The sequence below is a fragment of the Streptomyces sp. NPDC029139 genome, assembly GCF_055564335.1.
This window is the reverse complement of the sequence record NZ_JBVHWN010000006.1, coordinates 305,912-318,517: the sequence shown is the minus strand read 5'-3', so window position 1 is coordinate 318,517 and position 12,606 is coordinate 305,912. Positions and strand designations below refer to the sequence as shown.

The following is a 12,606-nucleotide window of genomic DNA, read 5'->3' as shown; positions in this document are numbered from 1 at the left end:
GCGGCCGGACCTGTTCCCGTCATGGGGGTGGTACGCGGACCGGTGCTGCTCAGGCCTCGACGACGCCGGAGGCGGAAACAGCGATCTTGGCGCTGGTGGCGCCGGACCGGGAGCCGAGGCCCTCGATCTTCTTGACCAGGTCCTGACCCTCGACGACCTCGCCGAAGACGACGTGCTTGCCGTCCAGCCAGTCGGTCACGATGGTGGTGATGAAGAACTGGGAGCCGTTGCTGTTCGGGCCCGCGTTCGCCATCGACAGCAGGAACGGCCGGTCGTGCTTCAGCGTGAAGTTCTCGTCCGCGAACTTCTCGCCGTAGATGCTCTTGCCACCGGTGCCGTTGCCCCGGGTGAAGTCGCCACCCTGGAGCATGAACTGCGGGATGACGCGGTGGAACGGGGAGCCGGCGTAGCCGAAACCGTGCTCGCCGGTGGCGAGCTCACGGAAGTTCTTCGCCGTCTTGGGGACGACGTCGTCGAACAGCTTGAAGACGATACGGCCCGCGGGCTCTTCGTTGATCGTGATGTCGAAGTAAACGTTGTTGCTCATGAGGACATCCTGTCATTCCCGCTCACGCAGGGCGCACACGGGCTGCCCCATCGGAGCGTCACACCAGGCCGCCGGTGTCCGGGGTCTGGGGGAGGGTGTCGGTCACGAGAGGGGCGGTGTCCTCCAGGAGGGGGGCGACCGGGTTGTCGTTCTGCAGGAGACCGGTGGCTCCACCGACGCCGTGGTCAGCCGCGGACGCGTGCGGCGGCGGGCTGACGAGGGCCGTGACGACACCGGCGGCGAGGGAGGCGATGGCGAGCATGCTGCGCTTCTTCATGCCCTGGTCAACTGCCGAGGAGCCCGGGGGTTACGGCCTGCGCTCCATGTGAACAGATCACCCTGCGCAAATCACCTCTATTCCTTGCAAAACCCCCGGAACCGTATGGTTGTGGTGGATGTCTCACTTAATGACACCACTGTCCCCGGAGCAGCAGGAATTGGGGGACGTCATGCTTCACCGTCAGAGCCTCGCGGCTGTGGCCGCCGGCATCCTTCTCGCCGCCGGGATCGGTTCCACGATCCCCGCCGGCGCCTCCACGGAACGGTCCCGGGCTGCGGCACCGCCCTCGACCGCCCTGGTGGTCAACGCCCGCTGGGGCGGGCACGCCTCCTTCGACCGCCTGGTCGTCGACGTCCGGGGCGCGATGCCCCCGGTCACGGTGACACCGGTCACGGCACTTCACTACGACGGCTCGGGCGAGCGGGTTCCGCTGGCCGGGAAGCACTTCCTGGAGATCAGGCTCTCCCCCGCCGCCGCCCACGACGAGTCCGGCGGGTCCGTCTACCAGGGCCCCCGGCTCCTGAAGATCCATCTGCCCACGCTCAAGGGCGTCGCCCTCACCGGCGACTTCGAGGGTGTGGTGACCATCGGAGCGGCCTTCGACAGCAAACCGAGCTACAAGACCTTCCGGCTCCACTCCCCCGAGCGCCTCGTGCTGGACATCGCCCACCCGGTGGGCTGCCGGGCCTGAAGAGGTGAGCCGCGGGGGCCGTCCCGCCGACGGCCCCCGCGGTGCAACCCCTCTCGCCGTGCGACCCCTCTCGCGCAGGAGGCCCCCGCCGTACGGCGCCCCCGGGCCGCTCAGGGCTCGGGCACCGTCTCCACGTACACCGTCGTACCGGAGCGGCGGGCGCGGTCGATCTCGGCGAGCCGGGCGAAGTTCCCGGGCGTCATCTCCCGCCGCCACTCCGCCAGGGTGCGGACGCGGAACTCGCTGTGCTCGTCCGGGTCGAGGACGATGCCCGCGAGCTGTTCCTCCGTCAGGAGGCCACCGTCGAAGATGAACCCGATGTGGTTGGCCGGCCACTCCTCCCCGCGGGCGGAGACGAAATGGGTGCCGAGGAGCCGCGGCTCGCCCTCGAAGACGATCCCCGTCTCCTCGTGGCACTCGCGTACGGCCGTCTCCCACGGGGTCTCGCCCGGGTCCATGTTGCCGCCCGGCCACTGCCAGAGATCGGTGCTGTAGGTGGCGCGCAACTGGAACGGCCGACCGTCGCTGTCGGTGAAGTACAGACAGGCGTACGCCGTCGCCCTCGGCAGCGTCGCGATGTACTCGGCGGGCGGCAGCCAGGTGTTCGCCATGGGTCAGCTCTCTTTCGACGGGCCGGTGGGTCACCCCATCCAACCGGTCCCGGCGCCCCCGTCCCGCGCTCCGCGATCACGTCCACCGGATCGTGTGATCACGGGGGCACGGGTGAGCAGCCGGCCCGTGGGCCTCGGCGTCAGGATGCGTCGTCCGGAGACTCGTCCGGCAGCTCGGCCGGGAGCCGGTCGATCCGGCGCAGGACCAGGTGCTCGTGGATGAGGCGCCCGACCAGGGCGGCGCCGTAGACGACGAAGCCGACGCCGACGAGCCAGGACTGCAGCACGAGGACCGTACCGAACTGACCGTACGTCACCGCGTTGGCGGCGATCAGCGGGGAGAAGACGAACTGGGAGAAGATCCGCAGCCCGAAGAGCCCCACTGCCGTGCAGACGGCGCCCGGGGCGAGCGCGCGCCAGCGGATGCGCCCGCACAGCAGGAATCGCTGGGACCACCAGAAGAAGAAGAACGCACCGACGACGTCGCCGAGGGCGACGAGGTAGGTGACGGTGGCGGAGGACTCGTGGCGTTCGGGGGCCGCGACGAAGAGCAGCAGGGCGACGACGAGGACGCCCAGCCAGACGACGTGGCGCCACATGGTGTGCCAGCGGGCGGTGGGGAGGTCCCAGACCCGTTCGTATCCGGTCTGCACGGCGGATCCGAAGGTCACACCGAACGCGGCGAGGGCGGCGAGACCGAAGGCGGTGGTGCGCTGCAGTGCCGCCCCCGGCTTGCCGAAGAGCCGCTCGACCTCCTCCTGCGACACCTCGGAGACCCCGAGGCCCTGGATGAGCCAGCGGGCGAAGCCCTGGCCGCTGGCGAGGTCAGCGGCGGCGACGACGATGAGCAGGGGGACGAGGGTGAGCAGGCTGAGCGCCGCGAAGCCCATCGCGCGGTGCATGAGCTCCACCTCGCGCCCGCGGTTCCAGGCGAGTCCGACGACCGAGACCAGGACGGACCGGTGGAGCCGGCGGAACCAGTGGCCGTGTTCGGCGGGGGCACCGTCGTGGGGCGCGCCGGGAGTGGGGGGCATGCCACGGGGAGTACCCGCCGGACGCCGGTACGCCTCCGTCGTGCCGCCGAACGGGGGGTACGTGACGGCGCGTCGGGGGCGTTCGGCGGCGGGGAACCTCGGGAGCGTCCGCGGCGGGGCGCGCGGTGCGGGTCCCGGCCGGTGCTCGGTCCGGGCGCCCTCAGTGCCGTAGGGGTGTGAGGCAGGTGCGGGTGCAGCCGTCCGGCACGGCGTCCGGGCCCCGGGTGGAGGCCTGGAGCGCGGCGCTCACCAGAGTCGTCAGCAGGTCGATGTCGGAGCCCATGTCCAGACGGACCGTCACCCAGCCCGATCCGGCTCGGAGTCGGACGGCGCTCGAGCCCAGCAGGGCGGGGCGCAGTTTCGCGATCATGGCCCGAGTGAGGTGGACGTCGGCCTCGTGCTCGCCGTGGAAGTGCACGATGTCGTGCGTCGCGGTGCTCAGACCGAGCTCGGCGCCGCACTGGGCGCGGGCGGGGGCCAACGAAGGCCAACTCATCAGACGTTCACCGGCGAGCCGGGCTGTGTTCATACCCAGGAGCGTGCCGGTCGGAAGGCCCCTGCACAAGCGTCCGGGGGAAAGAATCGCGCCGAGGCGTGAAACCGACCTGTCCCTGGTCACACAGGGCGCGCGGGGTCTCACGAAGAGCCCCCGTCGAGGGGTGTCTACGGGGCCGCCGGGCGCTCGCGGAGGCGGGCCGCGAGGACGGCGACGTCGTCCTCGGCGTCGTGCGCCCCGAGCCGCTCGATGACCTCCTCCACGATTTCCTCGGGCCCGGAGCCGGGGCGCACGCGGAGCGAGGCCAGCCGGGCGAGCGAGACGTCGATGTCCTCGCCGCGCCGCTCCACCAGTCCGTCGGTGAAGAGCACGAGGGTGTCGGAGGGGGCGAGGCCGCGGTTCACGGATTCGTACCCGCCGACACCCGTCCCCAGCGGCGGGCCGACGGGGAGCTCGACCAGGTCCGCGGAACCGTCGGCGGCGAAGATCACGGGCGGCAGGTGCCCGGCGCCGGCGATGGTGGCCGTGCCGCGCGCGGGGTCGACCCGGACGAGCAGACAGGTCGCGGGCCGCCGCCCGCCGTCGTCCGCGACGACGGAGTCGAGATGGCGCAGGACCCGGTGGGGCGGCAGGTCCGTGGAGGCCACGTCCCGCAGCGCCGAGCGGTACGCGTTCATGTCGACGGCGGCGTCGAGGCCGTGCCCCATCACGTCGCCGACGACGAGGAGGCTGCGGCCGAAGTGGAGCCGTACGGTCTCGAACCAGTCGCCGCCCACCAGCGTCCTGGCGCCGGCGGGCAGGTAGCGTCCGGCGATCTCCAGGTTGGGGTGCGGCCGGCCCGGCTCCGCGACGAGCGCCTGCTGGAGGTGGAAGGCGGTCCGCTCGGTGGCGGTGAGCCGGCGGGCGTGGTCCAGGTGGACCGCGGCGAGCCGTGCCGCGTCGTGGACGACGGCCGTCTCGTGCTCGCCGAGGGCGGCCGTCCGCACGCTGACGGCGCTCACGCACCCCATGATCCGGCCCCGGCACTCCAGGGGCGCCGACACGACCTGCACGGGGCCGCCGTCGGGGCCCACGTCCCGGTAGGTCCAGGGCGCCTCCTTCTCGCGCCGCGGCTCCAGCCGGTGGACGAGCCCGGCGTCGCCGGCCACGGCGGTACGTGTCCAGCCGGGCCCGTCCTCGGGCCGGAGGTCCACGGCAGCGGCCTCGTAGCCGTGCCGGCAGAGGAACCCCGCCAGGTCCTCGCAGACGCTCGCCTCGCCGGGGCGTGCGCCGATCTCGCCGATCGCGGCCGAGGTGGCCCGCAGCCGGGCCAGGACCGCCGCATGGTCCTCGGCCGGGGAGGTCCGTTCCCCCGCTCGCTCCGACAAGACACCTCCTCCGCGGCCATGGTTCCGACCGGCGCGCTGATCCCATTGGACCAGCGCCACGACGTGCCTGCCACGGAGGGGGTGTCTGGGAGGGGGTGCCGGGAAGTGGTGCTGGGCGAGGTTGCCGGGAATGTGCCGACCGGCGGGCGCTAGCGCGTCCCGTGGTCTCCGACCACGGGGTGGCCGTGGGTGAAGCGGAGGTCGGCGAGGTGCATCGCGCGCAGGGTGCGGTCGGCGTTCCAGGCGTGGAAGACGATGTGGTCGCGGCCGTCCGGGCCGGTGACGACGTCCTGGCCTCCGGGGCCGATCGCCTGGCCGGCGAAGGTCTCCGTCGTCATGAGGGGTGCGGCCGCCTTGGTGTACGGGCCGTGGAGGCTCGTGGCCACGGCGTACCCGGTCTTGTATCTCCGACCGCCTTCGATTTCGCGGGCGTAGGCGTCGGCGGAGTAGAGGAGGACGTACCGTCCGTCGCGCTTGACGAGGGTGGGGGCCTCGACGAGTTCGCCCTCCCAGTCCCGGTCCTGCTTGATCAGGGGGGTGGCCTCTCCGGTGAGGGCGGTGCCGTCCCAGGAGACGGGCTGGAGGTGGATCCAGGTGTCCATGCGGCAGCAGTTCCCGTCGCTCTTCCAGAGGAGGTACCGCCGGCCGCGCTCCGTGTAGGAGGCCGCGTCGATGGCACCGCCCTGTGCGGTGGGGCAGACGAGGGGGCCTTCGCCGACCGGGGTGAACGGTCCGTTCGCGGAGGTGGCCAGCGCGACGCCGATGCACTGCCTGCCGCCGGCCCGGTCGTGGGCGGTGTAGTGCAGGGTGAAGCCGTTGCCGTTGTCGAACACCTCGGGGGCCCACACCCGCGGCTTCTCGGGGTCCGCCCAGGCGCCGAGCCGCGGCAAGGGGTCGGTGTCCGCGACGGACCAGTGGGTCAGGTCGGCTGAGGTCGCGTGCTGGACGTTCCTGCCGATGTCGCTGGTGGCATAGGCGTGGTACGTCCTGCCCGCCTTCACGATGTCCGGGTCGGGGAAGTTGCGGTCGAGGACCGGGGCGCGCACGGTGGCGGCGGTGCCGCCGGGCGCGAGGGCGGGCGGGCCGGTGACGCCGGCCGCGCGGGCGGGCGGGCCGGTGACGCCGGCCGCGCCGGCGAGGGCGACGAGAAGGCATCCGAGCAGGCTCGCGAGGCGCTGACGGGGCATGAAGTGGTGCTCCCTGCTGGTGGAGGAGGCGGAGGCCGGCCGCCGACGAAGCGGTGTCCGCGCGTCGGCGGCCGGCCGGTGGGGTGGTGTGATCAGCGGTTGGTCCACAGGTTCCAGAGCCAGAAGGAGCCCTGGGCGCACTGGTACCGGTCCCAGTGGCCTCGCTCGATCCCCTGCTGACCGGCCGTCTGGCAGCCACCGAGCGAGAGGTACTTGCCGCGGTGGACGTCCAGGCCCTCCGCCGCCGGCGCCTCGGCGACGGAGGCCGGCTGTCCCACGGCGGTGGCGGCGACAACGGCGGCGGTGGGGGTCGGAGCGGCGACCGCGGGAGCGGCGGCGCACAGACCGAGGGCGATCACCGCGGCTGCGGCGAGGGCGGGCAGAGCAATGCGTACACGGTTCATGGGAGTGCCTTTCGCAGAGTGGATCGGTGCAGGATCCGCGTCGGCCGGGTGCGGCGGTGCCGTCGGCCGCGGAGCGTCGGGTCGCTCACCCCGAGAGGTGCTGTGCGAGCCGATGTGAGGAGCTTGTTCCGGTGCCCGGCCCGGCACAATCCGGTCCCGGCCGCTTCATGGATCTCGGGACATCCACGTCTGTGACCTGCGGGGACGTGCCCGTCCCGGGACAGGCGGAAGCACTGGCGGGACGCGGTGGCGGCCTGCGGTCCGGCCGTCGGGACGCGCCCGGGGTCGGTCTCGCCCAGTGGCCGAGGCGAGCGCTTCAGGCCCACTTCTGGGCGGCCGCCCGGTTGCAGGGCCGTGCGCGCAGGCCGGCGGCGCTGTCGTCCAGGCAGGCACCCGTGGAGGTGTTCCTCAGCTCGGCGGCGTGGTCGGGCGTCGAGGTGTAGGACCACTTCTGGGTCACGGCGGTGGTCCGGCATTCCACGGCCCGCAGTCCCGCTCTCCCGTGTTCCAGGCAGGAGCCGGTGGCATGGTTCCTGAGCTGCCAGGTGCCGTCCGCTCCTCGGCGTAGGGTCCACCTCTGATAGCTGAGCGCGTTGCACTTGAAGGAGCGCAGTCCCTCGTCGAGGCTGTGGTCCAGGCATCCCCCGGTGGCGCGGTTGACCAGGAGTTGGCCGGCGGCAGCGGCCTGGGCGCCGGGCGGAGGAGGCTGTGGGGAGGCCGCGGCCGGCGCGAGCGGAGCGGAGGGGGCGGGCGGTGGCAGGACGAGCGCGGTGAGCGCGCTGCCGACGACGAGGCCGATCAGCGCTCCTGCCGAGGCACACATCCTCCGGCTGCTCAGCAGTCGCCCTGACGCGCGCCTCCACCGGGGCGTGGCGACGGCGGGTTCGGGGTACCCGGGCGCGGGGCCGGCGGTGCGGCCCGTCTGTGGTACGGACTGGGCCCGGTCCGCCGCTTCCCACAACAGCCGGTACTCGGCCGGATCGGCTTTCAGGGCCCGGCACAGGTCGCGGACCGTGCTCCAGGGCGGCACCGTACTGCCGCGGAGATAGCGCGACAGCGACGAGTCGCTGATCGCCACCTCGGTTTCCAGCGAGCGCAAAGTGCGCCCCGACCGCTGCTGAAGCGCCCGCAACCGGCCGGCCAGCTCCTGGGCCGCGGTCCGCTGCCCCTCACCCCCAGGCACCACGTGTCTCCCCCTCGATCCAGCGGGTCCGGCTCGACGGAGCGGTCCGGCGGGTCGATTCCGCAGCCCGGGACGGACCCTCCCCAACAGGCGAGAAACATAGGGATCTCCATGCAAGGCAGGCAAACAAGCACACACCGGAGAGTGAACACACATGGCCGAGCCGCCTGCCCACGGATCGAAGGCTCCCCGGCATGGGCGGGGTGACATTGCCCGCAATCACGGTCGGGCGGTTGTGGGGTGGTGCCGGAGCTGATCGAGTACGCACGTGGCCTGCTACTGGCCAGTACGGAATTCTGCCGCTCCGGGGAGAACAACCGATGACGACCGGGTACTTCACCTCCGTCGACGACGTCGCCGCGCGGCTCGCCGCCACCGGCTATCTGGCCTCGCACGCCGTCGCCACCACCGTCTTCCTCGCCGACCGGCTCGGCAAGCCGCTCCTCGTCGAGGGCCCGGCGGGGGTCGGCAAGACCGAGCTGGCCAAGGCCGTCGCGCGCGTCGCGGACGCCCGGCTCGTCCGGCTCCAGTGCTACGAGGGCGTCGACGAGTCCCGCGCCCTGTACGAGTGGAACCACGCCAAGCAGCTGCTGCGCATCACGGCGGGCCGTGACGAGACCTGGGACGAGGCGCGCACGGACATCTTCGGCGAGGAGTTCCTGCTCCCCCGCCCGCTCCTCACCGCGATCCGGTCCGCCGACCCGACGGTGCTCCTCATCGACGAGACCGACAAGGCCGACATCGAGATCGAGGGGCTGCTCCTGGAGGTCCTCAGCGACTTCCAGATCACCGTCCCCGAGCTGGGCACGATCACCGCGACCCGGCGCCCGTTCGTCGTGCTCACCTCCAACGCGGGGCGGGAGCTCTCCGAGGCGTTGCGCCGGCGCTGTCTCTTCCTGCACATCGGTTTCCCCGACGAGGAGTTGGAGCGGCGGATCGTCACGGAGAAGGTGCCGGGTCTCGGCCAGGAGCTCGCCGCCTCCGTCGTACGGGTCGTCGGCGCGCTGCGCGCGATGGACCTGCGGAAGGTGCCGTCGGTCGCCGAGACGATCGACTGGGCCCGCACGCTGCTCGCCCTGGGCGCCGACACGCTCGACGAGAAAGTGGTGCGCGACAGTCTGGGCGTGCTCCTCAAGCACCAGGACGACATCCAGAGGGCGGCGGCCAAGCTCGACCTGGACGCGGTGTGAGCACGCCGGGGGCCGCGGTGACGGAACGGCTCACCGGTCTGGTGCACGCGCTGCGGGACCACGGCTTCTCCATCGGCACGGGCGAGAGCGTGGACGCGGGCCGCGCACTGGAGGCGGTGGGATTCACCGACCGGGAACGGATGCGGGAGGCACTCGCCGCCACCCTGCTCCACAAGGAGGGGCAACGCACGCTCTTCGACAGCGTCTTCGACCTGTACTTTCCGCTGACCCCGGCCCGGAGGGAAGGGGCCGACGCCGCCGGGGAGTTCGACACGGCGGCGCTGCGGGACCGGCTGGCCGCCGCTCTGGCCGCGGACGACCGGCCGGCCCTGACACGACTCGCGGGCGAGGCGGTGGGCGGCCTCGGCGGCTACGGCTCCTCACCGGACTCGGACGGCTGGTCCTCGTACCAGACCCTTGCCCGGCTCCGTCCCGAGACGCTGCTCGCGCGCGTGCGGGGCCTGCTCCGGGCTGCCGCCGCGGACGGCCCCGACTTCACCGACCGGCTCACGGACGACGAGATCCGGCGGCGCATCGAGACCTTCCGGGAGCGGGTACGGGCCGAGGCGAGGGCGCGGGTCGCCGAGCGCCAGGGCCGGGACCGGGTGGCGCGGCGTGCCGTGGCCGGCACGGCGGACGAGGTGGACTTCCTGCTCGCGGGCCGGGCCCAGCTGGCCGAACTGCGCACGGTCGTACGGCCGCTGGCGCGGAAGCTCGCCACGCGCCTGGCGGCCCGGCGGCGGCGCGCCGCACGCGGGCGGATCGATCTGCGGCGGACGCTGCGCGGTTCGCTGTCGACCGGGGGCGTCCCGATGCGTCCGGTGCTGCGGCGGCGTCGGCCCGCGCGACCCGAACTGGTGCTGCTCTGCGACGTGTCGGGGTCCGTCGCCGGGTTCGCCGGCTTCACCATGCTGCTGGTCCAGGCGCTGCACGACCAGTTCAGCCGGGTACGGGTGTTCGCCTTCGTCAACAGGACCGACGAGGTGACCGATCTGATCACGCGGGGCTCGGCGGACCCCGCCGGGCTCGGCGCGCGCATCCTCGACGAGGCCGAACTGACCGGCTGGCACGGGCAGAGCGACTACGGGACGTCTCTGGGCGAGTTCGCCGAGCGGTACGCCGACGCCGTCGGCCCGCGCTCGGTCGTCTTCGTCCTCGGTGACGCCCGGACCAACGGGAGCGACCCGAACCTTCCGGCGCTGAGACTGATCGCCGACCGGGCCCGCCGGGTCTACTGGCTGAACCCCGAGCAGCCCTCGCTCTGGTCGACGGGCGACTCCGTGGCGCTCGCCTACGCGGAGCTGGTCGAGATGTACCCGTGTCGCAACGCGCGCCGGCTGGGCGAGCTCGTCGCGCGTCTCATGCCCGTGTGACGTGGCACCATCACGCCATGACGAAGCCGAACGAGTCACCGGGTACGGACCTTCCGCGCGGCATCGGCGCGCCCGCCACCCGGGCGCTCACCGCCGCCGGGTACACCTCGCTCGACCAGCTCGCCGGAGTGCCTGAATCGGAGCTGTCGGCCCTCCACGGCGTGGGGCCCAAGGCACTGAAGGTGCTCCGGGAGGTCATGGGGGAACGAGGGCTGTCCCTCGGCTGACGGCTCAGGAACCGCCCTTCTTCCGTTCGTCCTCGTCGTCGACGATCTCGGCGTCGACGACGTCGTCCTCGCCGCCTCCACCGCCGGCTCCGGCCTCGCCCCGCGGGGCGTCGGCGCCGGGGGTCTCGCCGCCCGCGGCTTGGGCGGCCTGGGCGTCGGCGTACATCGCCTGGCCGAGCTTCTGGGAGACGGCCGCGACCTTCTCGGTGGCGGTACGGATCTCCGCGGTGTCGTCGCCCTTGAGCTTCTCCTTCAGCTCCGCGACAGCGGTCTCGACCTCGGTCCTGACCTCGCCCGGGACCTTGTCCTCGTTGTCCTTGAGGAACTTCTCCGTCTGGTAGACCAGCTGCTCGCCCTGGTTACGGGTCTCGGCGGCCTCGCGACGACGGTGGTCCTCGTCCGCGTACTGCTCGGCCTCCTGGCGCATCCGGTCGACCTCGTCCTTCGGCAGCGAGGAGCCACCGGTGACGGTCATCTTCTGCTCCTTGCCCGTGCCCAGGTCCTTCGCGGTCACGTGCATGATGCCGTTGGCGTCGATGTCGAACGCGACCTCGATCTGCGGGACACCACGCGGCGCCGGCGGCAGACCGGTCAGCTCGAACATGCCGAGCTTCTTGTTGTACGCCGCGATCTCGCGCTCGCCCTGGTAGACCTGGATCTGCACCGACGGCTGGTTGTCCTCGGCCGTCGTGAAGATCTCCGAACGCTTCGTCGGGATCGTCGTGTTGCGCTCGATCAGCTTGGTCATGATGCCGCCCTTGGTCTCGATACCCAGGGACAGCGGGGTCACGTCGAGGAGCAGAACGTCCTTGACCTCACCCTTCAGGACACCGGCCTGCAGCGCCGCGCCGATGGCGACGACCTCGTCCGGGTTCACACCCTTGTGCGGATCCTTGCCCGTCAGCTCCCGCACCAGCTCCGTCACGGCCGGCATACGGGTCGAACCGCCCACGAGGATCACGTGGTCGACGTCGGACACCTTGATCCGGGCGTCCCGCACCGCCTGGTGGAACGGCGTCTTGCAGCGCTCCAGGAGGTCCGCGGTCAGCTGCTGGAACTGAGCCCGGGTGAGCTTCTCCTCCAGGTGCAGAGGCCCCTCGGCGGAAGCCGTCACATACGGCAGGTTGATCGACGTCTCCGTCGCCGCCGACAGCTCGATCTTCGCCTTCTCCGCGGCCTCGCGCAGCCGTTGGACAGCCATCTTGTCCTTGGCCAGGTCGACACCGTGGCCGTTCTGGAACTGCTTCACCAGATGGTCGACGACACGCTGGTCCCAGTCGTCACCACCCAGGTGCGTGTCACCGTTGGTGGCCTTCACCTCGACCAGGCCCTCACCGATCTCCAGGAGCGACACGTCGAAGGTGCCGCCACCGAGGTCGAAGACGAGGATCGTCTGGTCGTTCTCCTTGTCGAGGCCATAGGCCAGCGCCGCCGACGTCGGCTCGTTGATGATCCGCAGCACCTTCAGGCCCGCGATCTCACCGGCCTCCTTCGTCGCCGTGCGCTGGCTGTCGTTGAAGTACGCGGGCACGGTGATCACCGCGTCCGTCACGTCCTCCCCCAGATACGCCTCGGCATCCCGCTTCAGCTTCTGCAGCACCCGCGCCGAGATCTCCTGCGCGGTGTAGCGCCGCCCGTCGATGTCGCCGGACTCCGGGAAACGCCACCGCGTGTCCCCGACGTGCCGCTTCACGGACCGCACCGTGCGCTCCACATTGGTCACGGCCTGGCGCTTGGCCACCTCACCGACCAGCACCTCACCCTTCTTGGCGAAGGCGACCACGGACGGCGTCGTCCTGGCGCCCTCGGCGTTCATGACGACCGTGGGCTCGCCACCCTCCAGCACGGCCACCACCGAGTTCGTCGTTCCGAGGTCGATACCGACAGCGCGTGACATGGCGTTCTCCTCACCCGGTCCCGTCCGGCGGCTACCCACAACGCGCCCGATCATGGAAGGAAATGTGCCGTCGTCGGCGGCGGTGAGGCCGGGACGGGCCGTCCGGTTTGCCGGGGTCG

The 12,606-nt window shown here is 71.9% G+C and carries 14 protein-coding genes; 4 read left to right on the top strand and 10 right to left on the bottom strand.

Translation table 11 applies throughout. The features are described from left to right. Positions 1–49 precede the first annotated feature (49 nt). A complete protein-coding gene (locus ACZ4VW_RS17310) occupies positions 50–547 on the bottom strand; it encodes a peptidylprolyl isomerase (protein ID WP_467963083.1) in 498 nt (165 codons plus the stop codon). Positions 548–605: 58 nt separating this feature from the next. Next, positions 606–824: a hypothetical protein gene (locus tag ACZ4VW_RS17305; RefSeq protein ID WP_467963081.1), complete on the bottom strand. Its 219-nt coding sequence runs from the start codon at positions 822–824 to the stop codon at positions 606–608. Between the two features lie 172 nt (positions 825–996). Between ACZ4VW_RS17305 and ACZ4VW_RS17300 the strand changes: the two genes are divergently transcribed. After that, positions 997–1,518: an AMIN-like domain-containing (lipo)protein gene (locus ACZ4VW_RS17300; protein WP_467963197.1), complete on the top strand. Its 522-nt coding sequence runs from the start codon at positions 997–999 to the stop codon at positions 1,516–1,518. A gap of 110 nt (positions 1,519–1,628) precedes the next feature. Here the strand turns inward: ACZ4VW_RS17300 and ACZ4VW_RS17295 are convergent, their stop codons facing one another. The 7 genes from ACZ4VW_RS17295 to ACZ4VW_RS17265 form a co-directional block, all read right to left on the bottom strand. Continuing rightward, positions 1,629–2,129, bottom strand: coding sequence for an NUDIX domain-containing protein (locus tag ACZ4VW_RS17295; protein ID WP_467963079.1), 501 nt, complete (start codon positions 2,127–2,129; stop codon positions 1,629–1,631). Between the two features lie 140 nt (positions 2,130–2,269). Beyond that, positions 2,270–3,163, bottom strand: coding sequence for a YhjD/YihY/BrkB family envelope integrity protein (locus ACZ4VW_RS17290; protein ID WP_467963077.1), 894 nt, complete (start codon positions 3,161–3,163; stop codon positions 2,270–2,272). Between the two features lie 160 nt (positions 3,164–3,323). Then, complete coding sequence (locus ACZ4VW_RS17285) at positions 3,324–3,692, bottom strand: luciferase domain-containing protein (RefSeq protein WP_467963075.1); 369 nt, start codon at positions 3,690–3,692, stop codon at positions 3,324–3,326. A 134-nt stretch (positions 3,693–3,826) separates the two neighbouring features. Beyond that, positions 3,827–5,026: a PP2C family protein-serine/threonine phosphatase gene (locus tag ACZ4VW_RS17280; protein WP_467963073.1), complete on the bottom strand. Its 1,200-nt coding sequence runs from the start codon at positions 5,024–5,026 to the stop codon at positions 3,827–3,829. Positions 5,027–5,175: 149 nt separating this feature from the next. Further along, complete coding sequence (locus ACZ4VW_RS17275; protein WP_467963071.1) at positions 5,176–6,213, bottom strand: glycoside hydrolase family 43 protein; 1,038 nt, start codon at positions 6,211–6,213, stop codon at positions 5,176–5,178. 92 nt (positions 6,214–6,305) lie between these two features. Continuing rightward, entirely contained in the window at positions 6,306–6,617 is a 312-nt protein-coding gene (locus ACZ4VW_RS17270) for a hypothetical protein (RefSeq protein WP_467963069.1), read from the bottom strand. A 316-nt stretch (positions 6,618–6,933) separates the two neighbouring features. Then, positions 6,934–7,800, bottom strand: a complete 867-nt coding sequence (locus tag ACZ4VW_RS17265) for a helix-turn-helix domain-containing protein (protein ID WP_467963067.1) — start codon at positions 7,798–7,800, stop codon at positions 6,934–6,936. Between the two features lie 320 nt (positions 7,801–8,120). On the opposite strand from ACZ4VW_RS17265, the gene ACZ4VW_RS17260 reads away from it, so the two are divergent. The 3 genes from ACZ4VW_RS17260 to ACZ4VW_RS17250 are packed head-to-tail and all read left to right on the top strand — an operon-like array spanning position 8,121 to position 10,590. Continuing rightward, positions 8,121–8,990 (top strand): AAA family ATPase, encoded by an 870-nt coding sequence (locus ACZ4VW_RS17260; protein WP_467963066.1) that lies wholly within the window; start codon positions 8,121–8,123, stop codon positions 8,988–8,990. Continuing rightward, positions 8,987–10,363: a vWA domain-containing protein gene (locus tag ACZ4VW_RS17255; protein WP_467963064.1), complete on the top strand. Its 1,377-nt coding sequence runs from the start codon at positions 8,987–8,989 to the stop codon at positions 10,361–10,363. The genes ACZ4VW_RS17260 and ACZ4VW_RS17255 overlap by 4 nt, the downstream gene beginning before the upstream one ends. A 17-nt stretch (positions 10,364–10,380) precedes the next feature. Continuing rightward, the gene (locus tag ACZ4VW_RS17250) at positions 10,381–10,590 is read left to right on the top strand and encodes a helix-hairpin-helix domain-containing protein (RefSeq protein ID WP_467963062.1); all 210 of its coding nucleotides are present in this window, start codon (positions 10,381–10,383) and stop codon (positions 10,588–10,590) included. Positions 10,591–10,594: 4 nt separating this feature from the next. Here the strand turns inward: ACZ4VW_RS17250 and dnaK are convergent, their stop codons facing one another. Then, a complete protein-coding gene (gene dnaK, locus ACZ4VW_RS17245; RefSeq protein WP_467963060.1) occupies positions 10,595–12,487 on the bottom strand; it encodes a molecular chaperone DnaK in 1,893 nt (630 codons plus the stop codon). Between the last annotated feature and the right edge of the window lie 119 nt (positions 12,488–12,606).